We start from the raw sequence: 26759 nt of genomic DNA, 5'->3' as shown, positions 1-26759 counted from the left end.
TCACGGTACAATCTGTTTTTCTGTTCCCGTGACCAAAATGGCCTGAGAATTGCGGATGGGAACCAGCGGCAGCGTCGCGGTGGGAATAAACGCCACGCTTTCCCGCCAGCGGTTCCCCGGCAAACTCGGCAAATTGGTGCGCCACCTCCTTAAACAAGGAAGCCAAAAAGAGCTTTTGCATCCGTTCCTCCTTTTTCCCTGCGGTTTTCAGTCTGATTCATAAATATCTCTTCGATGTCCGATCGTCAAAATAAGGATGACGACTCTGCCATCCTGTATCTCGGCAATCAGGCGGTAATCGCCCACGCGATACCGCCATTGCCCGCTCCGGTTCGCCGTCAGGCCTTTTCCATGCAGACGCGGGTCGGCGCATCCTTCCAGATTTTTTCGGATCCACGCCGTGATAAAAAGCGCTGTGTGCGGATCAAGCTTTTTCAGCGCCTTTAACGCTTCTCTGGTAAATTCCACATGATACGTCACCTGAGGCCCAACTCCTTTTCAACTTCCTCCAGAGAATAGGTCACAGGGTCTTTACGGAACGACTGCATCGCCTTTTCATACACTTTCAGGTCGTACTCCTCTTCCATGCGTTCCAGCACGGACTGGCGCACAAGCTCCGAAACCGACAGGCCCTTCAGCTCCGCGTATTTTTTGATCAGCAGGAAATCTTCGTCGCTCATTCTTAAAGAGATGGTCATATGCATCCCTCCTTATGTAATACATTGTATTACATAACATTTTGTTTATCAATGGCTTTTTAAAAAAAAGCATGGGGGAGTCGGCATCATTCAGCAGTTTCTTTTGTCTCCTGTTCCAATACATCAAATCCCATTTCGATTAGTCGAATGACGGCCTCAGCCCGACTTGCAATACGATTGTCAAAACGATAATCATCAATCTTTTTTAACAACTCTTCTGGAACGGTAATTGAAAACCTTGGTTTTTTAGTAGCCATATTTTTCACCTCAACGCTATTATACACTAGTTCACCAGAGATGTAAAGATGACATGGTGATATGGTGTGAATAATATTGTCATTTACTTGACTCTTCACCGGTTCACCACTATAATTTAAGAGAACACCAGTTCACCACATAATTTGAAAGGAAGGTGTTAACTAATGAAATCAAACATAAAGTTTAGCATGTCATTATCTCAAGAATTGGTGAAGAAAATTGACGGACTGAAGCAGAAAGAATTTTGCGGCCAAACAAACAATGAAGTGTTTCTTCAACTGATCAGCCTTGGCCTTGAAAAAGCGGAGGAAATGCAGGAAAAAATGTGATTCGCCGCGCGTTGCACACACAACAGCCCTCAGTACAGGCACAATCATTTTCCACATCTTACCTTTCTGCACGGGTCACCCGACCATACAATTACTTCGTTTTTTCTTCCCATTATGATATTCTTTTTAACAAGAGGTGAGAACATTGTTGGATGAAAGTGCATTAAAAGCAATCGGCCAAAGGCTCAAAAAGTACCGATTGCAGGCGGGGATGACACAAAAACAGCTGTCGGAAATACTGGACATCGACGAACAATATTACGGGCAGGCTGAGCGCGGCGTAAAAAAACTGAGCCTGGAAAAACTGATGCTTTTCTGCACCCATTTCCAGATTCCCCTCGACGACATTATCCATTTGGAAGCGAAGGACGAGGATGACCCCATCAAGCACGCTCAAATATCACAAATCTCCCAATTGTTGATTGATTGTTCAAGAGAAGAGCTGGCCATGATCGAGTCGATGGTGAAAAATATTGACCTGCTCAAAAGGGGTATCTGATGGAACTGAAAGAAGTCCTTCGCAAGCTCCGCCTGCATTACCGGTATTCTCAACGGGAGCTGGCCGGGTATCTCGGCATCGACCGCTCCACCTACGCCTATTATGAAAGCGGGAAGACCAAGCCGCCGCTGAACACCCTTTTGGAGCTCAGCGACCTGTACAAAGTGTCGCTCGATTTTCTGGTGGGCAGGGAGTGGAATGTATTGGGGTCTGACACTGAGAAAGAGGAACAGGATAGTGAATAAATTTCACCTCCCTGTTCCTCTTTCTTTTATTTGTTTCTCTCCTGTACCGTCACATGCACCGTGTCCCCCGGCTGTTTGCCGATTTTGGCGCGGATGTCCTTGCGCAGACCCAGAATATGCCCCGGCGTACCCATCCGCACCAGCGAACCCCGATACTCCACCCCGTCAAAGGTCGCCGTGACCGGCACGCGCCCCTTGCCGAATTCCCGCTTGACGTCAAACGGAATTTCCACATACGCGCCGTCGATGTCCGGCACCTTTTGGATCACCGCGTCAAAGGTATAAACTGTTTCGTTCATATTGTCCCTCCCTGTGCAGCCGTTGCAAGTATTTTTTACAAACAACGTAGCCTGCATTCATTAAGAGCCGAAATATTTGCCATGGTATTGTCAAATTACATATGTTAAGATACAATGGAGAAAATTTGATTCCTTGTGAGGTACAACAAATGAACGCAGCCTGTCAAAAAGCAAGAGACTTTATATACCGCAACGCCAGACCGCTGGACCTGGCCCGCTGGCAATACCACTTTGAGGACGGAAGTAAGGAAGCGGTACTCCGCGCGTTGTCTTTCTATCAGAACGAAGACGGCGGCTTTGGGCACGCTCTGGAAGCGGACGCGTGGAACCCGCACTCCGCTCCAATTCAAACCTGGGTCGCCACGGAGATTCTGCGCGAAATCGAGTTTACAGACCCGGCACACCCCATTGTCAAAGGCATTCTGCGCTATCTGGAAAGCGGGAAGGACTTTAACGGTTCCTTCTGGTACAAGGTGGTGGAAAGCAACAACGCGTACCCGCACGCGCCCTGGTGGTATACCGACGCGGACACAACCGACCATAACGATTACAACGCCACCGCCTGCCTGGCTGGGTTTATCCTCCGGTTTGCCGAAGCGGACAGCGCGATTTTCCAAACGGCCCACCGTGTTGCGCGGGAGGCTTTTGCACAGCTTTCCGCCGGCCGGAGAGAAAACGGCCTGCATACCCTCACCTGTTACTGCCGGCTTTTGGAGTATCTGGAACGTGCTCACTTATACGATATCATCGATCTGCCCACCTTAAAGGAATTGCTGCGAAAACAGGTTCACGACTGCATCTCGCAGGACGCCGCCGAGTGGGAGACTTCCTACGTCTGCAAGCCGTCGCAATTCCTGAATAGCCCGAACAGCCCATTTTACGCGGACAATCAGGCAATGGCCGACTATGAGTGCGGCTTTATTGTTAAAACGCAGCTTGCGGACGGTTCCTGGAACATCCCCTGGGACTGGGGCAATGCGTCCGAAGAATGGGCCGTCAGCAAAAACTGGTGGAAATCCGACCGCATTCTTTTGAACCTGCTCTACCTGAAAGGCTTTGGAAAACTTTGACGGCCAGCCATATATCGTAAATAAAGAGGGGGCCGTTGCAGTTTGAATTCTGCAACGGCCCCCAAAGTTTACCCGGCAACACAAAAGGTCTATAAAGGACCATATCACTCGTTCCCACTCGCTCTTCTCAGGAAAAAGCGTTCCGCTCCTTGCGAGGAGCGGCAAAGGGCTCTGCCCTTTGATCCCGCCACTTTTCAAAAAAGTGGGAAAACGCATTTTGTCCTACGCCACAATTAAAACAGGGACTGTTTACAACGCGCTATTTGTTGCCTTTTAGGGTTAAAGCAGCCGGCACGGCTGCAAGTCGTTCCGTTTCACCGCACGGGTTGCCACGTAGGTGGGAATATTGTGATCCTTCAGGTTTCCTTCCTCGTTTGTATCTTCCTGAATATGCGTCAGGATGAAACCCGCCTCCAGCTGGCCCCCGATCTGCTCGTCCAGCGTATGGGAGAACTGCACGCCGCTGTCCGTCTCCACCAGCTGTTTCATCTGCTCCGCGTGTTGCAGCGGATTGAACGGCAGGGTATTCAAAAGCATCTTTTCGTCGTTATCGAACAGGTAGTTCACCCCGTTGTCAAGGCCCGCCAGTAAAACGCCGCCGTCCTTTAAAATACGGTAGCATTCCTTAAAAATCGGCTTCACCTGTTCTACATAACAATTGGAAACCGGGTGAAAAATCAGGTCGAAGCTCTCATCCGCAAACGGAAGCGGTTTCGTCATGTCCGCGCGGATAATCTGAATGTCATAGCCTTCCCGTTCCGCGACCATCCGCTCGGACTCCAGCTGCTTTTCGGAATAGTCGAGCACGGTACAAATCGCGCCCGCCGCCGCAAAAAGAGGCATCTGCTGTCCCCCGCCGCTCGCAAGCCCCAGCACCTTTTTTCCTTTCAGGCCGCCAAACCATTCCATCGGCACAGCCTTGTTGGGCGTCAGCAGAACGCTCCAATCGCCGCGCGCCGCGCGTTCACATTCTTCATGCGAAACAGGGATGCCCCAGGTCCAGCCGTCTTTTACCCATTGGTCGATGGTTTCTGCATTGATATTTTGGTAATCCATTGGTTTCTCCTTTTTTACTCACTTCCAAATGCTTCATATGACATTTGAAACGCCTCTTTTCATATAAGCGACCCGCGCGCCAAATGCGCATATATGGTCATGTTCCAGTGTAAAGCATCCCGTTTTAATTGTCAACAAAGATCAAAACGGGCAGGACACAAACGCGTCCTGCCCGAAAAACCCTTTATTTCTTGTCGTCAAACATTTCCTTGAGCTTATCGAAGAAGCCCTTGCGCTTCTGGTAATTCTTTTCCTCCGCGCTGTCGTCGAACTCCTTCAAAATATCCTTCTGCTTCTGGGAGAGGTTCTTCGGCACCTCGATGGTCATGCGCACAAACTGGTCGCCGCGTCCTCTGCCGTTGATGTGCGGGATGCCCTTGCCCTTGAGCTTGAACACGTCGCCGGGCTGGGTACCCTCACGCACCTGATAGCTGACCTTGCCGTCGATGGTGGGTACCACCACCTCCGCGCCCAAAGCCGCCTGGGTAAAGGTGATCGGCATTTCGCACCAGATATCGTCGCCCCGGCGCTCAAAGATCGGATGAGGCCGCACGTTGACATAAACATGCAGGTCGCCGTTCGGGCCTCCGTTGGTTCCGGCGTTGCCCTGCCCGCTCACGTTGAGCATCTGGTCGTTGTCGATACCGGCGGGAACATTGATCTCAATGGTTTTCTGGCGGCGGACCTTGCCGCTGCCCTTACAGGTATCACAGGGCGTTTCGATGACCTTGCCGGTGCCGCCGCAGCGGTCGCAGGTGCGGGCCGTCTGCACCATGCCGAATGGTGTGCGCTGGTTGATGCGCACCTGTCCGCTGCCGCCGCACTGGGAACACGTCTTCGCGGAGGTGCCCTTCTTTGCGCCGGTGCCGCCGCAATCCGCGCAGGCGTCCACCTTATTAAAAGCCACCGTTTTGCGGCAGCCCTTTGCCGCCTCTTCAAAGCTTATGTTGACAACCGCTTCCGTGTCGCTGCCGCGGCGCGGCGCGTTCGGGTTGGCCTGGCGCTGTCCGCCAAAGCCGCCGAAGAAGCTGTTGAATATATCCCCCAGGTCGATGTCGCCGCTGAACGGGCTTCCGCCCCCCGCGCCGCCGCCGAAGTTGGGGTCTACGCCCGCATGGCCGAACTGGTCATACCGGGCTTTTTTATCTTTATCGGAGAGTACCTCGTACGCCTCGTTGACTTCCTTGAATTTGGCCTCCGCTTCCTTGTCACCCGGGTTGAGGTCCGGGTGGTATTGCTTGGCAAGCTTGCGGTAGGCTTTTTTAATTTCGTCATCGGTGGCGTTCTTCGGCACGCCCATCACTTCATAAAAATCCCTTTTATCAGCCACACCTATCACTCCTAAAAGGCGCAGCCTCCTTTTCAAGGCCCGGTTCCTGTGGGCCCTGACGTTCTACGCCAACACAAATTTACAGCCGCGGCAAAAGGCCGCGTTCTCTATCATAGCAGGTTTTTGACCCGCCGACAATCGTTTTCGACAGAATTTTTCCATATCCGTGTTACGGCTGAAAGCTGCTGCGGGCGCGTTCCCGTGCCCGCAACAGCCTGCCGCTTTATTGTATCGCCTTAGTTCTTCGGCTCTTCATCTACATCCTTATACTCCGCGTCGTAGACCGGGTTGCCGTTTGCATCCTGCGCCGGTGCGCCCGCATCGCCCGCCGGGGCCGCGCCCTCCTGCGGGGCAGCCGCTTTGTACATCTTCTCAGAGGCGGCATACAGGGCCTTTTGCAGCTCCTCGGTGCGGCTCTTGATGTCGTCGATGTTGTTCGCGGAAATCGCTTCCTTCACGGAAGCCGCTTTCGCCTCCAGATCGGTCTTGTCGGCATCGTCCATCTTGTCGCCGCTGTCCTTGATCAGCTTTTCAACGGAATAGCAGAGGTTCTCCGCCTCGTTCTTCGCGTCGACTTCCTCACGGCGCTTCTTGTCTTCCGCCGCGAACTTCTCCGCGTCCTGCACCGCCTTGTTGATGTCGTCCTTGCTCATGTTGGAGCTGGAAGAAATCGTGATGTGCTGTTCCTTGCCGGTCGCAAGATCCTTCGCGGATACGTTTACGATGCCGTTCGCGTCGATGTCGAACGTAACCTCGATCTGGGGGATGCCGCGCGGCGCGGGCGCGATGCCGTCCAGCTTAAACAGGCCAAGCTGCTTGTTGTCGCGGGCAAACTCACGCTCGCCCTGCAGGACGTTGACCTCAACCTGGGTCTGGCCGTCCGCCGCGGTGGAGAAAATCTGGCTCTTTTTGGTCGGGATCGTGGTGTTGCGCTCGATGACCTTGGTCATGACGCCGCCCATTGTTTCCACGCCCAGGGACAGCGGGGTGACGTCGAGCAGCAGCAGGCCCTCGACCTCGCCGCCCAAAACACCCGCCTGCAGCGCCGCGCCGATGGCAACGCACTCATCCGGGTTGATGCCCTTGAACGGGTCCTTGCCGGTAAAGCTCTTGACCGCGTCCTGCACCGCCGGGATTCTGGAAGAACCGCCGACAAGCAGCACCTTGTTGATCTGGCTGATCTGCAAACCGGAATCCTTCAGCGCCTGGCGCACCGGGCCCATGGTCTTTTCCACCAGGTCGGCGGTCAGCTCGTTGAACTTCGCGCGGCTCAGGGTCATATCCAGATGCTTCGGGCCGGTCGCGTCCGCCGTGATGAACGGCAGGTTGATCGAAGCGGAGGTCATGCCGGAAAGCTCGATCTTTGCCTTCTCCGCCGCTTCCTTGAGGCGCTGCATGGCCATCTTGTCGCTGGTGAGGTCGATGCCGGATTCCTGCTTGAAGGTCATGACCATCCAGTCCATCACGCGCTTGTCGAAGTCGTCGCCGCCCAGACGGTTGTTACCGGCGGTCGCCAGCACTTCCTGCACGCCGTCGCCCATCTCGATGATGGACACGTCGAAGGTGCCGCCGCCCAGGTCGTAGACCATAATCTTCTGCTCATCGCCCTTGTCGATGCCGTAGGACAGCGCCGCCGCCGTCGGCTCATTGATGATACGCTTGACGTCGAGGCCCGCGATCTTGCCCGCGTCCTTGGTCGCCTGGCGCTGTGCGTCGGTGAAGTACGCCGGAACGGTGATAACCGCGGAGGTCACCTTCTCGCCCAGATAGGCTTCCGCGTCCGCCTTCAGCTTCTGCAGAATCATTGCGGAAATTTCCTGCGGGGTGTAGCTCTTATCGTCAACAGATACTTTGTAGTTGGAACCCATTTCTCTCTTGATGGAAGAAATGGTGCGGTCCGGGTTGGTGATCGCCTGGCGCTTTGCCACCTGGCCGACCATTCTCTCGCCGGTTTTGGAAAATGCCACAACGGACGGCGTGGTTCTTCCGCCTTCCGCGTTGGCGATGACGACGGGTTCGCCGCCTTCAATCACTGCTACGCAGGAGTTTGTTGTACCAAGGTCAATCCCAATTGTTTTACTCATAATACGTTTCCTCCAATATCATTCGGTTGTATTTTTATCATCTATCGATCGATGGGGCTCAGGAGCGAATCAGTTGGCAACAACGACAACCGCGTGCCGCACGACCTTGTCTCCCATTTTGTATCCCTTCTGGAACACCTGCGCGATGACGTTTTCGTCCGCGCTTTCGTCGTCAATGTGGGATACCGCATTGTGAATATCCGGATTGAACGCTTCCCCTACCGCGCCCATCTCCGCGACGCCGAGTTTTTCCAGCGCCTTCATCAGCTGTGCCTGGACCATTTCCACGCCCTTGCGCAGGTCCTCCACGCTGCATTCCTGCTGGGCCAGCGCACGTTCCAGGTTATCCGCCACCGGCAGGAACTCCTGAACGGCCGCCGCCGTCGCATCGGTATAAATTGAAGCCTTTTCGCGCTCCGTCCGCTTGCGGAAATTGTCGTATTCCGCGGCGGTGCGCAATAACTGGTCTTTTTGCTTTTTCAGGGCCGCCTCCGCTTCGTCCAGCTTTTTCTGCATCTCTTCTTTCTCCGCCTTGGCTTTCTTGCCGCCAAAGCCTCCTTTGTCCTTCTTTGCTTTTTCCGCCTGAACCTCGGGCTGTTCTGTCTCCGGTTCCGCGACGGTTTCTTCCTCCGTCTGCGGGTTCTTTTCCTCCGTGTTCACTTTTGCCCGGACCCTCCTTTATTTCGTCATTTGCACCCTGGGGCGCTCTATGTGATTAAAAATCGTAATCCATCAGTTCTGTCAGCATTTTCCCCACGGAATCGGAAAGATATTCCATGTGGGCGATCACTTTCGCGTAGTTCATGCGCATCGGGCCGATGATCGCCAGCGCGCCTGCGTCCCGCCCGCCGATGGCATACCGGGAAATCACCACACTGGAATCCTTCAGCTCCGGCCTTTGAATTTCGTCGCCGATCAGCACCTTGACCGTTTTGGTCCGCTGCTCCAGCAGACGGTTCAGGTCGTCCTCGCGCGCCAGAAAATCCATCACGCGCCGCGCCGTCAGCGCCAAGTCGGGGTAAAACAGCAGGTTGGTCTGGCCCTCCATGCGGATTTCCGCCTGCATGGAGTCCCGCGCCACGTCCAGCACCGCCATAAACGCGGACGACATCAGAATTGCCATCTCGCCCATGGAGGCCGCCAGCGTCTGCATGAATGCCGGCGTCACCGCCGACACCGGAAGCCCCGCCAGCTTTTCATTGAACACGCGGAAGAACACCCGCAGGATTTCCTGCGAAAGGTCGAAGTCGCAGTGGAATACACGCGTCTTCATCGTACCCGCGGAGGTCATCAGGATGACCATCGCCGTGCGGCGGCTCGTCTGCACGAACTGCACCGCCCGGATATCCGCCGAACGCCCGCTGGGCGTTGTAGAGATCGCCGCGAACCGGGTTGCGGCCGCCAACGCGCGGGAAACGCCGTCCAGCAGCTTTTCCGGGTCGTACGCGCTGGAGAGCAGCAAGCTGTCCAGATACCGTTTTTCCTCGCGCGTCACCGGTTTGCGCTTCATCAGGCTGTCGATGTACACGCGGTAGCCCTTCTGCGAAGGCACACGCCCGGCCGACGTATGCGGCTGCTCCAGCAGCCCCATCTCCGCCAAGTCGCTCATCTCGTTGCGGACCGTCGCTGAGGAAACGGCAAAATCGAGGTTGTCACAAAGCGCCTTTGAACCGACCGGCTCCCCTGTGGCGACATAGAGTTCCACCACAGCCGCCAGAATCTTTTTCTTTCTCTCGCTGAGTTCCAAGCCTCTCACCTCTTTTGCGTTTAGCACTCTATTTGTTTGAGTGCTAACTCTAGATACTAATTTATCATTACTTTGCCCGATTGTCAATAAGATAAATGTAAATTAATTATGAATCTAAAGACAGGATTTCCCAAAACCCGCGCAAAAAACGGGACCTCCGGTCGGAACACGGACTTCCAGTCGGGACGCGCCTACGGCGAGGATTGTTTTTTTATCTGACAGGTAACGGTTAAAACGTGTTTTTCCACCTTTCCAAAAGGTGGCGGTTTCCAAAGGCAGAGCCTTTGGTCGCTCCTCGCAAGGAGCGAAATTCTCTTTCTGAGAGGAGCGAGTGGGAACGAGTGATACGGTCCTTTACGGACCTTCTGTGCTGACGGGCAAATTTTCGGGGCCGTTGCAGAATACAAGCTGCAACGGCCCCGTATATTTTTCTCATTATATTACGAATTGTATAGAATCTCCGACAACAGCGCGTTGGAAACCAGAAAGCCGCGCCGGGTAAACCGGAAGCCGTCCGCCTTGCACTCCGTCAGCCCCGCCTGCTCATACCGCTTTGCGGCGCGCTTCCATGTATCGGAAACCGGCGTGCCAAACCGGGCTTCATACGCGCCGTCCCGCAAGCCCTCCGTCAATCGCAGCGCCAGCATGGCAAATTCCTCCGGGCAGCCCGCGGGCATCTCCGGATCATTGTCCGTTACCGGGGCGGCGCCCGCCATAAACGCGCGCAGGTCCCGTTCATAATAAGAGCGCTTTCCATTCAGAAATGAATGCGCCGCCGGGCCGAGTCCCAGATATTCTTCGCAATGCCAGTATTTCAGATTGTGGCGGCTCTCGAATCCCGGTTTTGCAAAATTCGAGATTTCATATTGTTTCAGCCCGGCCTTTTCGAGTTCCTCACATGCCAGCAGATACAGTGCGCAGGTTTCGTCCTCATCCGGCAGTTTCAGGCTGTCCCGCCGTTTGTCGTAGACCGTGCGCGGCTCGATTTTTAACAGATAGGCGGAAACATGCTCCACATCCTGTTCCGCGCAAAAGGCGATGGACCGACGCAGGCTTTCCCGATCCTGCCCCTGAATCCCAAGCATCAAATCCAGTGAAATGTTTTGCATACCGGCCCGCCTTGCGGCATGCACGGTCTCCGCCGCTTGCGCCGCTGTGTGCCGCCGGCCCAGCAATCGCAGCTCTTCGTCATTGGCGGACTGCAGCCCGATGGAAAGCCGGTTTCCGCCGGCGAAAGCAAATCCCTGCAAAAAGTCTTCCAAATGGTCTCCGGGGTTGACCTCCGCCGTGATCTCCGCGTTTTCCAGCCCAAAACAGGCTTTTGCCTGTTCGACCAGCCGGGCGATACGCTTTCCGCCGAGCAAGCCGGGCGTGCCGCCGCCGAAATAGAGCGTATCGGCGGGCCTGCCGATACGCTCCTGTTCGTATTTTATTCGTTCTATTAAACAATTTGTATAATCATCCAGCAATTCTTCCGTTCCGCGCACGGAATAAAAGTCGCAGTAAGGACATTTTTTCTCACAGAACGGCACATGGATATATAATCCGATCTTATTCATCCAGCTTCAACACGCTCATGAAGGCTTCCTGCGGCACCTCGACTGTGCCGAGCTGGCGCATGCGCTTCTTGCCTTCCTTCTGCTTTTCCAGAAGTTTCTTCTTTCGTGTGATGTCGCCGCCATAGCACTTGGCCAGAACGTCCTTGCGCAGCGCCTTGACTGTCTCGCGCGCAATGATGCGCCCGCCGACACACGCCTGAATTGGCACCTCGAAGAGCTGGCGCGGGATTTTCTCCCGCAGCTTTTCCGCCATCTTGCGGGCGCGGGGATACGCCTTCTCCGCGTGGATGATGAACGACAGCGCGTCGACCACCTCGCCGTTCAGCATGATGTCCAGCTTGACCAGGTCGCTCTTCTGATAGCCCGCCAGCTCGTAGTCAAAGCTGGCGTAACCGCGCGTACGGGATTTCAGTGCGTCAAAAAAGTCGTAGATGATCTCGTTCAGCGGCAGCTCGTAGTGGATGTCCACGCGGTCGGTGTCGATGTAGCTCATATCCTTGAACACGCCGCGGCGCTCCTGGCACAGGTCCATAATATTGCCGACATATTCCTTGGGCGTGTAGATGTGCGCGTTGGTGATCGGCTCGTCCGCCTGCGCAATCAGCGACGGGTCCGGATAGTTGGTCGGGTTGTCGATGGAAATTATCTCTCCGTCCGTCTTGGTGATGTGATAGACCACGCTTGGCGCGGTGGTAATGATGTCCAGATTGTATTCCCGTTCCAGCCGTTCCTGGATGATTTCCATGTGGAGCAGGCCCAGGAAGCCGCAGCGAAACCCAAAGCCCAGCGCGACAGAGGTCTCCGGCTCAAAGGAGAGCGCCGCGTCGTTCAGTTGCAGCTTTTCCAGCGCGTCGCGCAGGTCGGGATATTTCGCCCCGTCCGCGGGGTAAATGCCGCAGAAGACCATCGGCTGCACCGCGCGGTAGCCGGGCAGCGGCTCCGTGGCGGGGTTGTCCGCGCGCGTGATGGTATCGCCCACATTGGCGTCCTTGACCGCCTTGATCGACGCGGTGATATAGCCGACCTGCCCGGCTTCCAGATAGCCGGTCGGCTCAAAGCAGGTGGCGCGCATATAGCCACACTCCACCACCGTGAATTCACTGCCGACGCTCATCATGCGGATGGTGTCCCCGGCGTGGACGCAGCCGTCCTTTACGCGCACATGCGCAATGACACCCTTGTACGCGTCGTAATAGGAATCAAAAATCAACGCGCGCAGCGGGTCATTTTCATTCCCGTCCGGCGCGGGCACATGCTTGACAATCTGCTCCATGACCGCGCCAATGTTGGTTCCCATTTTCGCGGAGATGCACGGTGCCTCGTCCGCGGGAATGCCGATCACGTCTTCAATCTCCTGGCGCACGTGCTCCGGCTGTGCGCTGGGCAGGTCGATCTTGTTGATCACCGGCACAATCTCCAGCCCGGCGTCCACTGCCAGATAGGTGTTGGCCAGCGTCTGCGCCTCAATGCCCTGAGAGGCGTCCACCACCAGCACCGCGCCCTCGCATGCGGCGAGCGAGCGGGACACCTCATAGTTGAAGTCAACGTGGCCGGGTGTGTCGATCAGGTTGAACACGTAGTCCTGTCCATCCTCGGCGTTGTACACCAGCGTGACGGCGTGCGCCTTGATGGTGATGCCGCGTTCACGCTCCAGGTCCATGTCATCCAGAATCTGGTCCTCCATGTCGCGCAGGGAGACCGACTTGGTCTGCTCCAGAATGCGGTCTGCGAGTGTACTTTTTCCGTGGTCAATATGGGCAATGATGCTGAAATTGCGGATTCGTTCGCGTGGTACTGACAAATGAATCACCCATTCTGTTTAAAAATCAAATGGTTCCCATTCCTATGTGATAAACGGCATTGCCTGCCGTGCCCATTGGGGAACTCTGTTTCACCAATAATAGTGTTATATTATACCACAGAACCGCGCACACTTCCAGCTTTATGCAGGAAAAGACCTCCGGTCGGGACACTCGACAGAGGCTAAAGCCTCGCTCGACATTCTAAACGACCATCGCCGCTTTTAGAAACTCAGTTGATTGGCTGCCCATACTTGGACGGCGCAGGCCGGCTGGGCGGATCGTCCGGCCCTCTTTTCTGCAAACCGCCCAATGCGTTTTTAAGCTCCTGCCGGGCATTTTCTTCATCACTTCTCGGTAACGATTCGCCGCCGGGTTCTACAAAATCGAACTCCGCGTAGAGCGTCTCCCCATCAAATTGGTTTCCATAGCGGTAGTGGCCCGGCTGCAGCGCCTCCTCGCCATAAAAATAGACGGGCGAGATTTCATGCGTCCCCGTGGTATGCGGCGGGACCACAAGACCGATGTCGTGCCACGCGGTGTCCGGCAGATATTCTAGCTTTTCCCAGGTTCCGTTCTCGTTCTGTTTTTCCAGCCAGTAGTCTTCTCCAAAGGTTATCTCCTCATCCGTCGGATTGCTGACCAATACCGTTATGGTTTTTGCATCCAAAGGAACCGGGGTTTCCCGAACAGACACGGCCCTCACCCCGCCCGCCTTCTCAGATGCCGGAAGGGACGAATCCACATTGCCTCCATCCGGCGCCAGCGGCAGCTCGCAAATTTCATTTTCCAAATAACAAACAGCCCCTTTCGCTTTTCGGAACTTGATGTCGTCCGGGCTGCTCTCCGCCGGTTGCGAGGGACTCAGTCCGCTCTCCGGCGCCGGACCATGGCAAATGATTCCCGGTTCGGAGTTCCTTACAAGTGTGATTTCCTCCGGCTCGTCTTTCGATGCGCACCCGGGCAGTGCCAGCAACGCCAAAACCAAAACGCCTGCAAAAATCTTCCTTTTCATCGCACTTCCTCCTTTTATAGATATCGTTCTATAAGGAATACAAAGCGGAGGTGGAAATTTTTTCAACACGCAACCGGCGGTTGGCAGGGATTCCTGCATAAAATGCCAGCGATTCCCTCATACTAAAACCGAGGTGAAACATATGGAATATCTCTGGGCATTTCTGATCGGCGGCGCGATCTGCGTTGTCGGCCAACTACTGATCGACTATACAAAACTGACCCCCGCCAGAATTCTGGTGCTGTTTGTCACGCTGGGCGTCGTGCTGGGCGGACTGGGCCTGTATCAGCCGCTGGTGGACTTTGCCGGCGCGGGCGCGACGGTGCCGCTGACCGGCTTCGGCTACGCGATGGCAAAGGGCACGCTGGAAGCCGTACAGCAGCAGGGGTTCCTGGGCGTCTTTACCGGGGGCATCACGGCGGGCGCGGCGGGCATCGCGGCGGCGGTGTTCTTTGGCTATTTAGCCGCCTTGTTTTCAAAACCCAAGGATAAAGGATAACCGGTACCTTCGTTACGGCAAATATGTGTACAAAGGACTGCGCATTCTGCAGGGGCGTATTTTCTGGACGCTCCTGATGGAATACGGAAAACTGGTCTGGCGCAAAACACGCGACGACTTTAACAAAATGCGGGAGCGCCGCAAAAACAGGAAAAAGAAAACGGGCAGGTAATCACCTGCCCGTATCATTTCCCGCCTGTCTCCGAATTGACCTGTCTCCCCAAACCGTTCCTTACTGGATGGAACAATCCAGGTAGTGCTCAAGCTCTTCTTCGTCCTTCTTTTTCTTTTCAAAGAAAAGGACGACCGCCACTGCTGCAGCGGCGACTGCGGCCATTGCGGAGAGTATGGTAATAAAAACAGCAAAGTTGTTTCCTTTTTTCAAATCGAGCACCTCCATTTTTTATGAGCGCCTATACAAGCTCTATTTATTGAACCCATTTTACAGGGCTTGTATACCCTCTTATCATCTATAGTATATGATAACCGCTTCCCATAAAAAAGTCAAATGAATTTCCGGCTGGAAACCATTCCCGACGGAAAGCGACAAAAATTAGAAAAAGCAGAGCATGCGCTCTGCTTTCAGCTTTCCATCGCGTATTCAATTACGCCTGTGCGGCATTCAGCTTGCGGGCAAGCGCAGCCTTCTTTCTGGCGGCGTTATTCTTGTGCAGGATGCCCTTAGCAGCAGCCTGATCAATCTTCTTCACCGCAACGCGAACGGCTTCCGCCTTGTTCTCCGCGTTCGTATCCAGAGCGAGGTCCGCCTTCTTGATCTCAGACTTCAAGCTGGACTTGAAGGATTTATTGATCAGCGTCTTTGTCGCAGTTACCTTAACGCGCTTCTTGGCAGATTTAATATTCGGCATGGTTCCACCTCCTTTGGTGCTGTCATATGAAGTTTATTTTATCACCATATATACGAAAAATCAAGCTTTTTCAAAATAAAAGTACAAGGAGAGATTGAAATGGAATTTCGCACCGACCTTGCCCTGGAATACACGGAACCGGGCAGCCAAAGGGTAGAACAAAAACGGAACTGCACGATCACCCGCATCAAGGAGAACGGCGCGGACTATGTCACGCTTGAGGTACCCGCCATCTCCGACCACCTTGACAGCAACAACGAACTACTGCACATGTTGAGCGATGAACTGACCACCCTGCTTCCAGAAGAAGGCCTTGTTCTGGTGGCGGGCCTGGGCAACCGGGCCATCACACCGGACGCGCTTGGACCGCAGGCGGCGGAGCAGGTGCTTGCTACACGCCATATTAAAGGAGAGATTGCCCGTGTCACCGGTCTGGACGGCCTGCGTCCCGTAGCGGTGGTCAGCACCAGCGTATTGGGCTGCACCGGCGTGGAAACACGCGAACTTCTCTCCGCGCTGGTAAAAGAATTCCAACCCGCCGCGCTGATTGCAGTCGACGCGCTGGCCGCCCGGAGTCTGAAACGATTGGGCTGTACCATTCAGCTCAGCACAGGCGGCATTTCCCCCGGCTCCGGCGTGGACAATGCACGGCCCCAGCTCAGCCGTGAAACACTGGGTATCCCGGTGATCGGCCTGGGCGTACCGACCGTCGTGGACGCCGGCACTCTCGCCGCAGACCTGCTGGGACGTGAAGCGCCGCAGGAAAAAGTCTCGCCGCGCGGTGCGACGATGGTCGTCACCCCGCGGGAAATCGACCTGCTGATCCACCGCGCCGCGCGCACCGTCGCAATGGCAATCAACACCGCTCTGAACCCTTCCCTCTCCGTCGAAGAATTTACCATGCTCGCCGGCTGAGCAGGCTGAGCCTGCACGCACGGCGCGGGCGGACGTTGTGCAAAACAAAAGTCCACGGTACCCGCGACGGAAAGAATCCACTCCCGTGTGGCATCTTTCCCGACAGACAGGTGGATAAATACGTTTTAACCATTACCTGTCAGATAAAAATAATCCTCGCTACATGCGTGAGCTGACCGCAGATTTCTGCAAGCTAAAAAAGCTCCGGGAGCTTGTCCCGTCCGTCCCGCCACTGCGCGGAACTGATTCCGGCAACATGAAAGGGCGGGCAGCCCCGACTGGAAGTCAGGTCTGCCAGAAAGACCTTCCGCATACACATAGATGATAGGCGCGGTCTTTCCGCGCAGAATTGTGAATGGCGGGGGATCGTAAAAATGAAAAATTGGCAACAATATGGACTGATGCTGTGTTCCGCCGCGCTGGCTGTGGTAGCGGTTTTCTGTACAGCGTGCCGTCTTCCGGAACTTCATATGCAGGACGCCGCACTGGCCGCGGCTGGATTCATCCTGCCCGGCGGCGCAAAGGAAGCGATGGAGCACGGCTTTGCCAGCGAGGAAACCACAGCAACCCCTGCGCCGGCGCCCTCTTCTTCCGCGCTTCCGCCGTCAAGCAACGCTCCCTCTTCCTCTTCACCGTCCAGCGCGGCGTCATCCGCACCGGCTGGCGCTCTGCCCACCAAAACGCTGGATGAAACAGTGACAGGCAGCATAAAGGAAATGAGCATCGGGAATTCCGGCATTCAATATGAAAATATGTGGGTGAAAAACACCAACAAAAACCATACCATTGACATTCCGGCCGTATTAAGCGAACAACCCGCGGTCAAAATAAAAAAAGACGGTTCTGTACAGGTATTGATCTACCACACGCATACCACGGAAGCTTACGCCGGTTCCAGCCGCACACAGGACAATTCCCTGAACGTGGTCTCGGTCGGTGAAGAGATCACGAAGAAGCTGGAGGCCGCCGGGATCGGTGTGGTGCACGACACCACCTGCCACGACTATCCCAGTTACAATGGTTCTTACGACCGCTCCGGCGAAACCATACAAAGGAATCTGGAAAAATACCCAGGGATTCAGGTGACGCTCGACATCCATCGCGACGCCATGGGCACACAGGACGGCACACGCATCAAACCAACCGTTCTGGTGGACGGCAAAAAGGCCGCGCAGGTCATGATTATCTCCGGCTGTGACGACGACGGTACGCTCGGGTTCCCCAATTGGGAATACAACCTGCGTCTGGCAACACGATTGCAGAAGTCGATGTCCGACCTATACCCCAACCTGGCGCGTCCGCTTAACTTTTGCCCTCGTAAATACAATGAGCATATGACGAAAGGCTCCCTCCTGGTGGAATTCGGCACGGAGGTCAACACGCTGGAAGAGGCCAAATATGCCGGCCAGCTCTTTGGCGACGCGCTGGTGGAGGCGCTCAACCAGCTCACCTGATCCAGGGGTCTGGAAAGGACGTTTTAAATGAAAAGGAAGGGCAATTTCCGTATCTTTCTCGTTTCGTTTTACTGCACGCTTTGCCTGTTAATTCTTGCTGTTGGCATTTTGCAGGTGGATTATTATTCGCGCCAAACCGGTTTTGGCGATCATAAAACGTTAATCTACGCACTGACCGGAAAAGACCTTCATCTCTGATAACATACAACCGGTCCGTTCACAAAAAATTAACCGGTCCCACATCCTGGCAGTCCCCGGCTCCGGTTGCTTTCTGGTCGGAATATGGTATAATAACCTCACGGCGTTACCAAAATCAGAGATTTTGACGCCTGAGAGAACATTGTTCCGTTGTGATAGAGACTTTGTCTCTTTATGGAATAATAACCTCACGGCGTTACCAAAATCAGAGATTTTGACGCCTGAGAGAACATTGTTCCGTTGTGATAGAGACTTTGTCTCTTTATGGAACAATAACGATGTTAAGAAAGATAATTGCCAAAATTTGCGTATGTTCAAATCTGCCAGACTCCAAACCCGTTTTAAAATGTAATGCCGGGCGGTCTCTAACGTCCCGGAACGCCCAGGAGGTTTGAAATTGAAGAAACATAATCGGGCATTTATGCTCTTTTTCTTATTTCTCTGCATAATCCCCGTCATCGGCACCTCGGCCTTTGCCACTGAGGACCCCGGCCAGCAGCAACAGGTCATCGGCCGTACACCGGAATCCTCTTTTCCACCGCCTGTGGAGCCGGCGCCGGACCCCACTGCCCCCGTTGTGGACCCCACGCCGGAGACGCCGCCCGCGACCACGCCAACAGAACCGCCCGTGGAAACGCAGCCGCCGGAGACGCCAAGCGAACCACCGGTTACACCGCCGGTCTCAGAGCCGCCCTCTTCTGCTGCACCGCCTTCCTCTTCCAAACCGAGCAGCTCCCGCCGGCCAACCTCCCGTCCGGCGTCCTCCAGCGAACCGGAATCCTCTTCTTCCGCAATTTCTTCTGAAGAGAGTTCCTCCAGCACAAGTTCTATCGTTCTGCCCACTGTGAGTGTGCCGGACGAAAGCACGCCGCTTCCGTCCTCCAGCATGGCGCCTGTCAACAACCAGAAGACCAACTGGATCGGTATCATTGCATGGGTGTGCATTGGGTTGGGCGTCGCTGTGGTTGTCATTGTCATCCTGAGCAACCGCCGGCCTCCCAGAGGCGGCAGCGGCCGGAAACGGTATCGCCGCCCCAAGCGCCGGAAAAAGCATTTGCTAAACGATAAGTATTATCGAAATTTAAGATATTAAAGCCAACGGACTCCTGTGCGACGTCTTTTGCCGCACAGGAGTCCCTATTTACTTTTTTGAGTGTTACAAATTTTACGACTTTATTTGTTTTTTCATTGTGCTACCGTATGGTAGCAATTTAACCTTTCTTCTCTCACATAATAGTAGCATAGAACTAGAGGTGGAAACATGTATTTTCATCGGATCGAAGATCTGCGCATTGACAGCGACAAAACACAGCAGGAAATTGCGGATATGCTCAACTGCAAACGAGAGGTCTACCGGCGCTATGAAAAAGGGCTCCGGGAAATTCCCGTATGGGCGCTGATCAAGCTTGCGCGGTATTACCATGTTTCTACAGATTATCTTCTGGGACTGAGTGAACAGAAAGGAGGTATTCATGGATAAAAAAGCCATCTTTTTTGATATAGACGGCACGCTTCTCTCCTCAGAAAACGAACGGAATTTTTGCGTCATGCCCGGTGTGATAGACGCACTGGAGGAATTGAAGCGGCGGGGGCATATTATTGCCATTGCGTCCGGCCGTCCGGAACTTTTTATCCACAAGTATTTTCCAGGCCTGTTCAATAACTACGTTGCAATGAATGGCGCGCATGTCGTTGTGGAAGGAAAAACGGTATTTGAAGAGTTTTTCCGCACCGAGCAGGTTCGTGCGCTGATGAAATATTTTGACCGGTACGGCTGTTGGTACAATTTTGTTGGCAATGCGCACGGCTGGGCCTGCCACGTGCCGCAGGAGGTCATTGAGCCGCTGAACGACAGCTACGGACTGCCCGGGTATTTATTCACCGAGTGGGAACCGCAGGACGTTCACGCCAGTATTTTGGATTTCGTCTTCCGGGATGAGGCGCACTATGTGCAGTGCAAGCCTGCCTTCCGGGGCCCAATGGTGCTTAATAAGCACCCTGGCACCCTTGCGGCCGACCTCTCCTTCAAGGGGCGCGACAAATCCCGGGGTGTTCGGATTTTCCTGGAAAAAGCCGGCATCAACCCTTCAAATGCCATCGCCATCGGGGACGGCTTTAACGACATCACGATGATGGGTGCGGTCGGTTGTGGGATCGCCATGGGTAATGCGGTCGATGAGCTGAAAGCCGCCGCGGATTATGTAACGGCAGATATCTGGAACAACGGAGTGGAAAAGGCTCTGGTGCATTTCAACTTGCTGTAATTGAAAAATAACAAAACCCCATTGGGACGCGGCGGCTGGCCTCGTCCCAATGGGGTTTTGCCATGCGGGGAATGAACGTTAGCGATAAGCGCGGGCTTTTCCACCATAAATAAATATCCCCTATGGGGACAGCTTTTCTCTTCACTGTCTCTCACAGGGGATATACGCATTAAAATTTCAGATTCTGTCAATGAACCGCTGCCGGCGCCGCCGCCGTACGGCCCGCAGGGCAGATATTATATATAATTCCATCCTTTGCCACCATCGAAATCGGGATGCGCGGCAAAAGTTTATGAATGACTTGTACAAATCCATTGACAGGCGCTTCTGCCATTCCTGTCACAATATGAGTCGCTCCGATTTGCTTTGCAAAGCCGACTGCCATGAGCGGGGCGTCGTCGTAAAAATAAACCGACATTTCAGCCCCCACGTCACGGGACGTTTGCCGGAGATATTCCAGTTCCTCGCAATCCGCATCAAACCCCGCCGAAGTGGGCTGTACGCACAGTACATGGATCGGTATGGAACGCTCTTCCGAGATCTTTTTCCCTGCTTGAATCAATCGGTCGCAGTCGCGCTGGCCTGTCACGCAAACCAGGACCGCTCCTCCAGTTTTCACCAAATAGACCTCCTTTCCCTGGGTTCGTGCCGGAGCAAACATTGGCCCCGGCGCGATGTGTATGATCTGTTTTCCTTGCCCTTTAAGTATAGTTAAAATCTGGGCGGGTATGGTAACAGATGGTGTATAATTTGTGAATAATTCGTAAATTGACTCGTCAATTTTCTACAAAGTGCACATTTCCATCCCCACCCTGTTTGTTTTTTCCGGATTTCTCCGCCCGAAATCCGGTTCACTTCTGCAACTTCATTGTACCACAATTTATATGAAAAATCCAATTACAAAGTTTTAAATTTTATGTAACTTTTATAAATGTTTGCAAGCAAAAACGGAGCCGAAATCGGCTCCGCTGCTTGCGCCCCTAAGCGGTTTGCGGGGGCATTTATTTCAGGATGGTAAGAGGATCTACCCATTTTCCGGAATTTTTGACCGCAAAATGCAGATGTGCTTCGTCTGCGCTTTCACAGGGGGTAACGCCTACTGTACCGATCTCCTGACCGGCTTTGACGGTATCGCCCGCCTTGACGTTCATATCCTGCAATCCGCAGTAACAGCTTCCTACATTCCCGTGCTCAATATAGACCACGTTTCCGAACAGGTCGTCGTGGTAGGCGTCCTTGACGGTGCCATCCGCGATCGCCTTGACCGGGTCACCTTCTTTGGCGGCAAAATCAACGCCCGCGTGAACGCGCCAGTCCTGCATTGTTTCGGAGTAAATCAGATTCTCCCCGCTGAACTCGCGCAAAACGGTTTCCCCTACCGGATAAGAAAAGCTCTGCGGCGTCACCGCAGTCTGTTTGGCCGGCTCCGCAGAAGAAACCGGCTGCTTGGGCGGCTGGCTGCTGGGAACAGCACTTTCTGTCTTTTTGGGCTCCTCCGAAGAAACCGGCGCGGTGCTGCTGGCCTTTGGAACCTCCAAAATACCGCTGACCGCTTCATTTGCCGGATGCGCTGCCTGGCTGCTGACGATTTCTTCCTGCGGATTGGTGTAGTTGACTACACTGTCGTACGTAGTCCAGGCTGCCACGCCGATCGCGATCAGGCAGACGCCCAACGCAATGTAAAAGCCCTTTGGTGAAAAGCTGCTGGATTTATTGTCCTTCTGAAAATGTTTATTGCTCATTCGTTGCACCTCCGAGTTTATTTTTGCCACTGAAAACGGGGAATATTCGGAAGGAACGAAAATACAGACGGTCTTTTTTCCAAATCTTTGCAACATTTTAATCCGGACATGAAAAAAGGCCGAATCCTTGCGGATTCGGTCCTTTTTCTTTTAGCTTGAGGGGTATATTGAGGAGGGTAGAACATGTATCAAGTTCTGGTGCGGCTCCATTCCTTGATTACGACTTTATTATAATCGTTTTATCCGTTTCAGTTGTTAATATGCTATGAATATTCTTTTAACGTTTTCTGCGGAATTTTTGAACGTTTTTTGTACCGATTCGTGAAAAAGAATCCAAATGAGACGAATTTGATAAAAAACTTTTCAAACAAACGTTTACAGTCTTCTCCCCGGTATGCTATAATACTAATCAATAGAACATACAAGATATTGCGGTTCCTGCCGCATTTTTTCCTATCCGTACCGATTGAAAGAGAGGGCCTGACTATGCTGACAGAAAGCCAGAAAAAAGTATACGATTACCTGAAAAGCAGGGCGCAGGGGGGCTTGCCGCCCACCGTGCGGGAAATCTGTAAGGCGACCGGCCTGAAGTCCACCTCCAGCGTACACGCGCATCTGAAGACCTTGGAGCGTGAAGGATACATCAGCCGGGACGCCGGCCTGAACCGCGCGATCCATCTCGCAGGGGAACAGCCCACCGTACAGGTCCCGATTGTGGGCCGGGTGGCGGCTGGCCAGCCGATTCTGGCGGTCGAAGAAGTAGAGGGCTATGTCCCGTTCTGTCCCCCCAGCCTGAATGGAGACGAGTATTTTGCATTGAACGTCCGCGGAGAGAGCATGAAATGCGCGGGGATTCTCGACGGCGACGTGGTCGTCGCACACAAAACCGCTGTGGCAGAGGAAGGGGACATGGTCGTCGCTCTGATTGAGGACGAAGCCACCGTCAAGTATTTCCACCGCGAGCCGGACCGCATCCGCCTGCAGCCGGACAACCCGGAGTATGAGCCGATCTATGCCACAGATGTGACGATTCTTGGCAAAGTGGCCGCCGTATTCCGCTATTACAAATAAAACCGTACATAAAAGAAGCAGTCTCCGGATGGAGGCTGCTTTTTTGCGTGCCACCTACAGCGGCACGGCTTTCATTTTCTCAACAGGAAGTAGAACCGGCGCACAGTTCCCGCAAATCTTTCATTGCCTGCGCCAAATCGGCCCGGATTGAAATGGACCGCTTACAAATGCTTTGCGGTACATCCGCGTACACATCGTTGATCCGGATCAGCCGCATGGATGGAAAACGGTTCACCAGCGTTTCAAAGGGATAGCGAATGATCATCGGGGTATTGAAACCAACACCCAATTCCAGGAATACCGTGTTCTGCATCGTCCCTTCCTGGATAAACCGTTCATATCGCTCCCAGTTGGCCAGATGCGGCCGTTCCACAAACGCATTGTCGCAACGCAGGTTGGGGACCAGCGGCGCGCCGCATTGCGGACAGTACGGGACATCCTGCGGGCGGACGGCAAAGGAATCCGGCATATTGCGCATCATGCGCTCCACCCGTTCCTTATTTGGATACACTTCCTGCGTGCAGGGCTTGGAGCATTGGAAATAGCCGTAGTTGCCCTGCGGCGCAAAAATATCCGCCTTGGAAAACCCGGCTTTGTCCACCTGGCTGTCGCAGTTGGTGGTAATGATAAAATGGGTCTTTCCCTGCGCCAAAGCAAACAAATCCCGGTAAGGCTGTGTACAGGCCGCTTCATAGCGGATATGCCAAATGTGCCGTGCCCAAAAGCCCCAGTATTTTTCCCGGTTCGCCGGAGATAAGCGCCAATAGAGGCTCTGAATGTCCACAATGGCATGCATTCCCATTTGATCATACTCCGGATACCATTTCCGGACAAGCGCTGGATCGGTGTAGCAGAGGCCCCCTGCCGCAGATAAACCGCTGCCAATCCCGATGACCAGGCGGTCCGCATCCAGAATCCATGCGGCGGCCTGCTCCATCAATGCCATTTCCCGGTTTTGTGTTTCCCGTTCATCCATATCGTCGCCCTCTCATCCTTGCAGTAATTTTTGATAAATTTGCCGGTCCTCATCCTGAAACACATTAAATACAACCCTGCGGACCGCACCCGCCGATGCAAGGAACTCCATCACGGTCTGGACTGCAATTTCTGCGGCTTTCTGCCTGGGAAAATGGAACTCACCTGTGGAGATACAGCAGAACGCCACGCTCTCCAGCCGGTTTTCTTCCGCCAGTTCCAGGCAGGAACGGTAGCAACCCGCCAGCTGACTACAATCTCCTGTGGTCGGCACTCCCCGGATGACCGGGCCTACCGTATGCAGGATATATCGGGCCGGCAGGTTGAACCCTGCGGTGATTTTGGCACATCCTGTCTCTTCCGCTTTCCCCTGTTCCCGCATCCGTTCCCAGCATGCCAGCCGAAGCTGAACGCCTGCAAAGGTATGAATGGCATTGTCTATACAGCCGTGACAGGGTAAAAAACATCCCAGCAATTGATCGTTCGCCGCATTGACGATGGCATCCACCCGCAGCGTCGTGATATCCCCCTGCCAAAGACAAACGCCCGGACGGATAAACGGCAGCGTTTCCGCGTCGGTGACGCCCTTCTCTTTTGTTACCGCCTGCAAATAGGCGTTCTGTACCTCCAGGAAACCGGCGCTTACGGGTGCGGGCGGACGGACATTGAACAGAGAATGCAGCAGCATCTGCCGTTCCTCCGGCTCATGTGGGATCTCTATCTCCCTGTAACGAGGCTGTTCCCTGATCAGCTCCCGGATCAAATACAATTCCTGTTCCGTGCGTGTCATATTCCTTCTCCTTTTACCGACGGATCACGGCCTGCTTGGGGCACAGCTCCGCACACCTGCCGCAGTGCAGACAATGTTCCTGCCGGATCACCGCCGGTACAACAGAAAAATCAATGCACTTCTGCGGGCATCCAGGCCCGCACAGCTTACAGCCAATGCAATCCTCAGTGATCAAATATCCGCCGCCCTGTACCGTCGTGTTCCCTATGGCAAAGGCTTCTCGAAATACCGGCCTTTGCGAAAGGTCGAAATATTCGCCCTGCCCTTCATAAATCTGGAAGACTTCCAGGGCGCCTCGGGTATTGCCCGGATAAATCGTACACATATACGGGTTTTCCCGGAATACCCGTTCTAAAAGCGCTGCGTCAGCCCGGCGGATTCGGCCTCTGAGCGAAACCGCCCTTCCGTCCTTTTGTCCGGTCACCGCTACATACTGCTGTTCCAGCAGCTGGCGGTAAAACGCCTTGCCCTTGGCCGTGATAAAATAAAGGCTGTCGTCGTCCGCCAGCATCATATCAATGATGCGCACTTGCGGGTGACCGTCCCCGCCGATGGTGGCAACAGCGGGGGAGTGAATTTCCCTTTGTAAAAAGTGCAGGTATTCCTTTGTACTCATATGCATTGCCCCTTTATCTCCCAGCCTCACCATAATATCGAAATGCTGAAAACCGTTTACAAGGCCCCTGGCCTTAGAGCCGGGGGCCTTCTCCACATTCTTACAGGTCGTATTCCCTCGGTGGATTTCCAGAGAAGTCTGCAAGCACCGCATGCGCCTCTGCCAAATAAAAAACCTCAAAAATGGGATTATCGGCGGACTGGTACTGTCCTTTGACAATCGGGTTGTTCATGCAGCCTTCCTTGACACTCCGGTTATCCACAAATACCGCCTTCCCGGAAAGACGGAGCCAGACAAACTCCGGACTGGAGACGGTAACCTCCACCCAGGGATTTTGCTGTAAATCCCGATAGACGTCCTTTTCATGATTGGTGCAGAACCAGAGTTTGCCCTCCTGCTCAAAGCAGAACATGAACGGGCGGTTTTTCGGCTTGCCGTCCCTGCCGACAGTGGCCAGATATTGAACCGGATTTGCCTGTAAAAATTGCGTTACTTCGTTCATTTAGAATCCCTCCATGGATTTTATCCGTTTGGCTTGCTTTTGCCAGCCTTTGTTTTTATAATAGAGCCATAGAGTGAATTTGTAAAGTAAGCACTTTATTGTGCTGTAGTATCCTTTTGGATACGATTGGAAGGAGCTGCCCGCATGACAACCAAAGAATTGCCGGCCTGTCCGGTAGAAACTACCTTGACCCTTATTTCTGACCGCTGGAAGGTTCTGATCCTGCGCGACCTGATGGACGGAACCAAACGCTTTGGTGAACTCAAAAAATCCATCGGCCATATTACACAGAAAGTTCTGACCTCCAACCTGCGCGATATGGAGGCCTCCGGCCTGCTGACTCGCACTGTTTACGCTGAGGTGCCGCCCCGTGTGGAGTATACCCTGACGGAAACAGGCTACAGCCTCAAACCCATCCTTGACGCCATGTGGGACTGGGGGCTTGCCTACAAGGAGAAAGCGGTTCGTCCATAGACCGGGCGCTTTCCTGGATTCAACTTCTGCGAGCATTTTCGTCGGTGTTGGCTTACAAACCGCCACCCCTACGCTTAGATTATATTTAAACCAAAAAAGAGCCCTCAAACGGCAGGATCTCCCGCCTTTGAAAGCTCTTTATGTTCATAAATAAAATGTCAATCATGTACAAGCAAATGATTGATCAAACCTGTTTTGAACAATCCACTGCATTTTCAGTAAAATGATCTGCATATAGCAAAAAAGAACCTTCCAATCAGAAGATTCTTTCTCGTTGGCTCCCCCTGTTGGACTCGAACCAACGACCCTGCGGTTAACAGCCGCATGCTCTACCGGCTGAGCTAAGGAGGAATATTCGTGTTGGCGTCTTCCTATTGTCCCGGGCCGTCGCCAGCCAAGTAT

Annotated in this window: 33 protein-coding genes and 1 tRNA gene; 12 read left to right on the top strand and 22 right to left on the bottom strand. The window is 53.9% G+C overall.

Annotated elements, in window-relative coordinates:
* The 4 genes from BN2106_RS16885 to BN2106_RS16420 all read right to left on the bottom strand — a co-directional run bounded on the left by BN2106_RS16885 (position 1) and on the right by BN2106_RS16420 (position 955).
* Positions 1 to 132, bottom strand: coding sequence for a hypothetical protein (locus tag BN2106_RS16885; protein WP_278275345.1), 132 nt, complete (start codon positions 130 to 132; stop codon positions 1 to 3).
* Positions 133 to 207: 75 nt separating this feature from the next.
* The gene (locus BN2106_RS02690) at positions 208 to 480 is read right to left on the bottom strand and encodes a type II toxin-antitoxin system RelE family toxin (RefSeq protein ID WP_050697040.1); all 273 of its coding nucleotides are present in this window, start codon (positions 478 to 480) and stop codon (positions 208 to 210) included.
* Complete coding sequence (gene relB, locus BN2106_RS02685; protein WP_050697039.1) at positions 477 to 698, bottom strand: type II toxin-antitoxin system RelB family antitoxin; 222 nt, start codon at positions 696 to 698, stop codon at positions 477 to 479. Before relB ends, BN2106_RS02690 begins: the two co-directional genes overlap by 4 nt.
* Before the next feature lie 86 nt (positions 699 to 784).
* A complete protein-coding gene (locus BN2106_RS16420; protein ID WP_195891766.1) occupies positions 785 to 955 on the bottom strand; it encodes a ribbon-helix-helix domain-containing protein in 171 nt (56 codons plus the stop codon).
* Positions 956 to 1120: 165 nt separating this feature from the next.
* Between BN2106_RS16420 and BN2106_RS15995 the strand changes: the two genes are divergently transcribed.
* The 3 genes from BN2106_RS15995 (at position 1121) to BN2106_RS02675 (ending at position 2029) form a co-directional block, all read left to right on the top strand.
* Positions 1121 to 1285: a hypothetical protein gene (locus BN2106_RS15995; RefSeq protein ID WP_154666402.1), complete on the top strand. Its 165-nt coding sequence runs from the start codon at positions 1121 to 1123 to the stop codon at positions 1283 to 1285.
* Between the two features lie 145 nt (positions 1286 to 1430).
* Positions 1431 to 1784, top strand: a complete 354-nt coding sequence (locus tag BN2106_RS02680) for a helix-turn-helix domain-containing protein (RefSeq protein WP_050697038.1) — start codon at positions 1431 to 1433, stop codon at positions 1782 to 1784.
* Positions 1784 to 2029, top strand: coding sequence for a helix-turn-helix domain-containing protein (locus tag BN2106_RS02675; RefSeq protein ID WP_050697037.1), 246 nt, complete (start codon positions 1784 to 1786; stop codon positions 2027 to 2029). Before BN2106_RS02680 ends, BN2106_RS02675 begins: the two co-directional genes overlap by 1 nt.
* A 26-nt stretch (positions 2030 to 2055) precedes the next feature.
* Here BN2106_RS02675 and BN2106_RS02670 read toward each other — a convergent pair whose 3' ends face one another.
* Positions 2056 to 2328 carry a DUF1905 domain-containing protein gene (locus BN2106_RS02670; protein WP_050697036.1) on the bottom strand — a complete coding sequence of 91 codons (273 nt, stop codon included), beginning with the start codon at positions 2326 to 2328 and terminating at the stop codon, positions 2056 to 2058.
* 149 nt (positions 2329 to 2477) lie between these two features.
* Between BN2106_RS02670 and BN2106_RS02665 the strand changes: the two genes are divergently transcribed.
* Positions 2478 to 3398 carry a hypothetical protein gene (locus tag BN2106_RS02665; RefSeq protein WP_050697035.1) on the top strand — a complete coding sequence of 307 codons (921 nt, stop codon included), beginning with the start codon at positions 2478 to 2480 and terminating at the stop codon, positions 3396 to 3398.
* Positions 3399 to 3677: 279 nt separating this feature from the next.
* Here the strand turns inward: BN2106_RS02665 and BN2106_RS02660 are convergent, their stop codons facing one another.
* From BN2106_RS02660 to BN2106_RS02625, 8 genes are all read right to left on the bottom strand, one after another.
* Positions 3678 to 4454, bottom strand: coding sequence for a class I SAM-dependent methyltransferase (locus tag BN2106_RS02660; protein WP_050697034.1), 777 nt, complete (start codon positions 4452 to 4454; stop codon positions 3678 to 3680).
* Positions 4455 to 4638: 184 nt separating this feature from the next.
* Complete coding sequence (gene dnaJ / locus BN2106_RS02655) at positions 4639 to 5784, bottom strand: molecular chaperone DnaJ (RefSeq protein WP_050697033.1); 1146 nt, start codon at positions 5782 to 5784, stop codon at positions 4639 to 4641.
* A gap of 236 nt (positions 5785 to 6020) precedes the next feature.
* Positions 6021 to 7868 carry a molecular chaperone DnaK gene (gene dnaK / locus BN2106_RS02650; RefSeq protein ID WP_050697032.1) on the bottom strand — a complete coding sequence of 616 codons (1848 nt, stop codon included), beginning with the start codon at positions 7866 to 7868 and terminating at the stop codon, positions 6021 to 6023.
* A 69-nt stretch (positions 7869 to 7937) separates the two neighbouring features.
* Positions 7938 to 8528, bottom strand: coding sequence for a nucleotide exchange factor GrpE (gene grpE, locus BN2106_RS02645; protein WP_050697031.1), 591 nt, complete (start codon positions 8526 to 8528; stop codon positions 7938 to 7940).
* A gap of 55 nt (positions 8529 to 8583) precedes the next feature.
* On the bottom strand, positions 8584 to 9615 hold the full coding sequence (gene hrcA / locus BN2106_RS02640) for a heat-inducible transcriptional repressor HrcA (RefSeq protein WP_050697030.1): 1032 nt from the start codon (positions 9613 to 9615) through the stop codon (positions 8584 to 8586).
* 440 nt (positions 9616 to 10055) lie between these two features.
* Positions 10056 to 11174 (bottom strand): radical SAM family heme chaperone HemW, encoded by a 1119-nt coding sequence (hemW, locus tag BN2106_RS02635; RefSeq protein ID WP_050697029.1) that lies wholly within the window; start codon positions 11172 to 11174, stop codon positions 10056 to 10058.
* Positions 11167 to 12975, bottom strand: a complete 1809-nt coding sequence (gene lepA / locus BN2106_RS02630; protein ID WP_050697028.1) for a translation elongation factor 4 — start codon at positions 12973 to 12975, stop codon at positions 11167 to 11169. Before lepA ends, hemW begins: the two co-directional genes overlap by 8 nt.
* Before the next feature lie 230 nt (positions 12976 to 13205).
* Entirely contained in the window at positions 13206 to 13988 is a 783-nt protein-coding gene (locus BN2106_RS02625) for an immunoglobulin-like domain-containing protein (RefSeq protein ID WP_050697027.1), read from the bottom strand.
* A 142-nt stretch (positions 13989 to 14130) separates the two neighbouring features.
* On the opposite strand from BN2106_RS02625, the gene spoVAE reads away from it, so the two are divergent.
* Positions 14131 to 14487, top strand: coding sequence for a stage V sporulation protein AE (gene spoVAE, locus BN2106_RS02620; RefSeq protein ID WP_050697026.1), 357 nt, complete (start codon positions 14131 to 14133; stop codon positions 14485 to 14487).
* Between the two features lie 232 nt (positions 14488 to 14719).
* On the opposite strand, the gene BN2106_RS16410 is transcribed toward spoVAE, so the two are convergent.
* Entirely contained in the window at positions 14720 to 14872 is a 153-nt protein-coding gene (locus BN2106_RS16410) for a hypothetical protein (protein ID WP_195891764.1), read from the bottom strand.
* 220 nt (positions 14873 to 15092) lie between these two features.
* The gene (rpsT, locus tag BN2106_RS02615) at positions 15093 to 15356 is read right to left on the bottom strand and encodes a 30S ribosomal protein S20 (protein WP_050697025.1); all 264 of its coding nucleotides are present in this window, start codon (positions 15354 to 15356) and stop codon (positions 15093 to 15095) included.
* A gap of 99 nt (positions 15357 to 15455) precedes the next feature.
* On the opposite strand from rpsT, the gene gpr reads away from it, so the two are divergent.
* The 5 genes from gpr (at position 15456) to BN2106_RS02590 (ending at position 20187) form a co-directional block, all read left to right on the top strand.
* Positions 15456 to 16271, top strand: coding sequence for a GPR endopeptidase (gene gpr / locus BN2106_RS02610; protein ID WP_050697024.1), 816 nt, complete (start codon positions 15456 to 15458; stop codon positions 16269 to 16271).
* A gap of 374 nt (positions 16272 to 16645) precedes the next feature.
* The gene (gene spoIIP / locus BN2106_RS02605) at positions 16646 to 17725 is read left to right on the top strand and encodes a stage II sporulation protein P (RefSeq protein WP_050697023.1); all 1080 of its coding nucleotides are present in this window, start codon (positions 16646 to 16648) and stop codon (positions 17723 to 17725) included.
* A 595-nt stretch (positions 17726 to 18320) separates the two neighbouring features.
* Positions 18321 to 19016 carry a hypothetical protein gene (locus BN2106_RS02600; RefSeq protein ID WP_050697022.1) on the top strand — a complete coding sequence of 232 codons (696 nt, stop codon included), beginning with the start codon at positions 18321 to 18323 and terminating at the stop codon, positions 19014 to 19016.
* Positions 19017 to 19184: 168 nt separating this feature from the next.
* The gene (locus BN2106_RS02595) at positions 19185 to 19403 is read left to right on the top strand and encodes a helix-turn-helix domain-containing protein (RefSeq protein ID WP_050697021.1); all 219 of its coding nucleotides are present in this window, start codon (positions 19185 to 19187) and stop codon (positions 19401 to 19403) included.
* Positions 19396 to 20187 (top strand): HAD hydrolase family protein, encoded by a 792-nt coding sequence (locus BN2106_RS02590; protein WP_050697020.1) that lies wholly within the window; start codon positions 19396 to 19398, stop codon positions 20185 to 20187. Before BN2106_RS02595 ends, BN2106_RS02590 begins: the two co-directional genes overlap by 8 nt.
* Positions 20188 to 20374: 187 nt before the next feature.
* On the opposite strand, the gene BN2106_RS02585 is transcribed toward BN2106_RS02590, so the two are convergent.
* Positions 20375 to 20806 carry an adenine nucleotide alpha hydrolase family protein gene (locus BN2106_RS02585; RefSeq protein ID WP_242846236.1) on the bottom strand — a complete coding sequence of 144 codons (432 nt, stop codon included), beginning with the start codon at positions 20804 to 20806 and terminating at the stop codon, positions 20375 to 20377.
* Between the two features lie 382 nt (positions 20807 to 21188).
* A complete protein-coding gene (locus tag BN2106_RS02580) occupies positions 21189 to 21929 on the bottom strand; it encodes a M23 family metallopeptidase (RefSeq protein WP_050697018.1) in 741 nt (246 codons plus the stop codon).
* Between the two features lie 486 nt (positions 21930 to 22415).
* Between BN2106_RS02580 and lexA the strand changes: the two genes are divergently transcribed.
* A complete protein-coding gene (gene lexA, locus BN2106_RS02575) occupies positions 22416 to 23000 on the top strand; it encodes a transcriptional repressor LexA (protein ID WP_050697017.1) in 585 nt (194 codons plus the stop codon).
* A 79-nt stretch (positions 23001 to 23079) separates the two neighbouring features.
* Here lexA and BN2106_RS02570 read toward each other — a convergent pair whose 3' ends face one another.
* The 4 genes from BN2106_RS02570 to BN2106_RS02555 form a co-directional block, all read right to left on the bottom strand.
* On the bottom strand, positions 23080 to 23976 hold the full coding sequence (locus BN2106_RS02570; RefSeq protein ID WP_050697016.1) for an SIR2 family NAD-dependent protein deacylase: 897 nt from the start codon (positions 23974 to 23976) through the stop codon (positions 23080 to 23082).
* Positions 23977 to 23988: 12 nt separating this feature from the next.
* Entirely contained in the window at positions 23989 to 24765 is a 777-nt protein-coding gene (locus tag BN2106_RS02565) for a protein-ADP-ribose hydrolase (RefSeq protein ID WP_050697015.1), read from the bottom strand.
* A gap of 13 nt (positions 24766 to 24778) precedes the next feature.
* Positions 24779 to 25381: a pyridoxamine 5'-phosphate oxidase family protein gene (locus BN2106_RS02560; RefSeq protein WP_050697014.1), complete on the bottom strand. Its 603-nt coding sequence runs from the start codon at positions 25379 to 25381 to the stop codon at positions 24779 to 24781.
* A gap of 100 nt (positions 25382 to 25481) precedes the next feature.
* Positions 25482 to 25883, bottom strand: a complete 402-nt coding sequence (locus BN2106_RS02555) for a pyridoxamine 5'-phosphate oxidase family protein (protein WP_050697013.1) — start codon at positions 25881 to 25883, stop codon at positions 25482 to 25484.
* A 144-nt stretch (positions 25884 to 26027) separates the two neighbouring features.
* On the opposite strand from BN2106_RS02555, the gene BN2106_RS02550 reads away from it, so the two are divergent.
* On the top strand, positions 26028 to 26357 hold the full coding sequence (locus BN2106_RS02550) for a winged helix-turn-helix transcriptional regulator (RefSeq protein WP_050697012.1): 330 nt from the start codon (positions 26028 to 26030) through the stop codon (positions 26355 to 26357).
* Positions 26358 to 26632: 275 nt separating this feature from the next.
* Here BN2106_RS02550 and BN2106_RS02545 read toward each other — a convergent pair.
* Positions 26633 to 26708: transfer RNA gene (locus BN2106_RS02545), tRNA-Asn, on the bottom strand.
* Positions 26709 to 26759 lie beyond the last annotated feature (51 nt).

The organism is Anaeromassilibacillus senegalensis (genome assembly GCF_001261775.1).
Taxonomy (GTDB): domain Bacteria; phylum Bacillota; class Clostridia; order Oscillospirales; family Acutalibacteraceae; genus Anaeromassilibacillus; species Anaeromassilibacillus senegalensis.
This window is presented reverse-complemented; position numbering and strand designations above follow the sequence as displayed.

Excerpts from the sequence above, each read along its gene's own strand:
- relB (WP_050697039.1), bottom strand. The coding sequence starts at position 698 with ATGACCATCTCTTTAAGAATGAGCGACGAAGATTTCCTGCTGATCAAA.
- BN2106_RS02590 (WP_050697020.1), top strand. The coding sequence starts at position 19,396 with ATGGATAAAAAAGCCATCTTTTTTGATATAGACGGCACGCTTCTCTCC.
- spoIIP (WP_050697023.1), top strand. The coding sequence starts at position 16,646 with ATGAAAAATTGGCAACAATATGGACTGATGCTGTGTTCCGCCGCGCTG.
- BN2106_RS02570 (WP_050697016.1), bottom strand. The coding sequence starts at position 23,976 with ATGGATGAACGGGAAACACAAAACCGGGAAATGGCATTGATGGAGCAG.
- BN2106_RS02560 (WP_050697014.1), bottom strand. The coding sequence starts at position 25,381 with ATGAGTACAAAGGAATACCTGCACTTTTTACAAAGGGAAATTCACTCC.
- BN2106_RS02555 (WP_050697013.1), bottom strand. The coding sequence starts at position 25,883 with ATGAACGAAGTAACGCAATTTTTACAGGCAAATCCGGTTCAATATCTG.
- BN2106_RS15995 (WP_154666402.1), top strand. The coding sequence starts at position 1,121 with ATGAAATCAAACATAAAGTTTAGCATGTCATTATCTCAAGAATTGGTG.
- spoVAE (WP_050697026.1), top strand. The coding sequence starts at position 14,131 with ATGGAATATCTCTGGGCATTTCTGATCGGCGGCGCGATCTGCGTTGTC.
- BN2106_RS02625 (WP_050697027.1), bottom strand. The coding sequence starts at position 13,988 with ATGAAAAGGAAGATTTTTGCAGGCGTTTTGGTTTTGGCGTTGCTGGCA.
- BN2106_RS02565 (WP_050697015.1), bottom strand. The coding sequence starts at position 24,765 with ATGACACGCACGGAACAGGAATTGTATTTGATCCGGGAGCTGATCAGG.
- dnaK (WP_050697032.1), bottom strand. The coding sequence starts at position 7,868 with ATGAGTAAAACAATTGGGATTGACCTTGGTACAACAAACTCCTGCGTA.
- BN2106_RS16420 (WP_195891766.1), bottom strand. The coding sequence starts at position 955 with ATGGCTACTAAAAAACCAAGGTTTTCAATTACCGTTCCAGAAGAGTTG.
- BN2106_RS02665 (WP_050697035.1), top strand. The coding sequence starts at position 2,478 with ATGAACGCAGCCTGTCAAAAAGCAAGAGACTTTATATACCGCAACGCC.
- BN2106_RS02580 (WP_050697018.1), bottom strand. The coding sequence starts at position 21,929 with ATGAGCAATAAACATTTTCAGAAGGACAATAAATCCAGCAGCTTTTCA.
- BN2106_RS02660 (WP_050697034.1), bottom strand. The coding sequence starts at position 4,454 with ATGGATTACCAAAATATCAATGCAGAAACCATCGACCAATGGGTAAAA.
- BN2106_RS02595 (WP_050697021.1), top strand. The coding sequence starts at position 19,185 with ATGTATTTTCATCGGATCGAAGATCTGCGCATTGACAGCGACAAAACA.
- rpsT (WP_050697025.1), bottom strand. The coding sequence starts at position 15,356 with ATGCCGAATATTAAATCTGCCAAGAAGCGCGTTAAGGTAACTGCGACA.
- gpr (WP_050697024.1), top strand. The coding sequence starts at position 15,456 with ATGGAATTTCGCACCGACCTTGCCCTGGAATACACGGAACCGGGCAGC.
- BN2106_RS02675 (WP_050697037.1), top strand. The coding sequence starts at position 1,784 with ATGGAACTGAAAGAAGTCCTTCGCAAGCTCCGCCTGCATTACCGGTAT.
- lexA (WP_050697017.1), top strand. The coding sequence starts at position 22,416 with ATGCTGACAGAAAGCCAGAAAAAAGTATACGATTACCTGAAAAGCAGG.
- BN2106_RS02550 (WP_050697012.1), top strand. The coding sequence starts at position 26,028 with ATGACAACCAAAGAATTGCCGGCCTGTCCGGTAGAAACTACCTTGACC.
- BN2106_RS02670 (WP_050697036.1), bottom strand. The coding sequence starts at position 2,328 with ATGAACGAAACAGTTTATACCTTTGACGCGGTGATCCAAAAGGTGCCG.
- hemW (WP_050697029.1), bottom strand. The coding sequence starts at position 11,174 with ATGAATAAGATCGGATTATATATCCATGTGCCGTTCTGTGAGAAAAAA.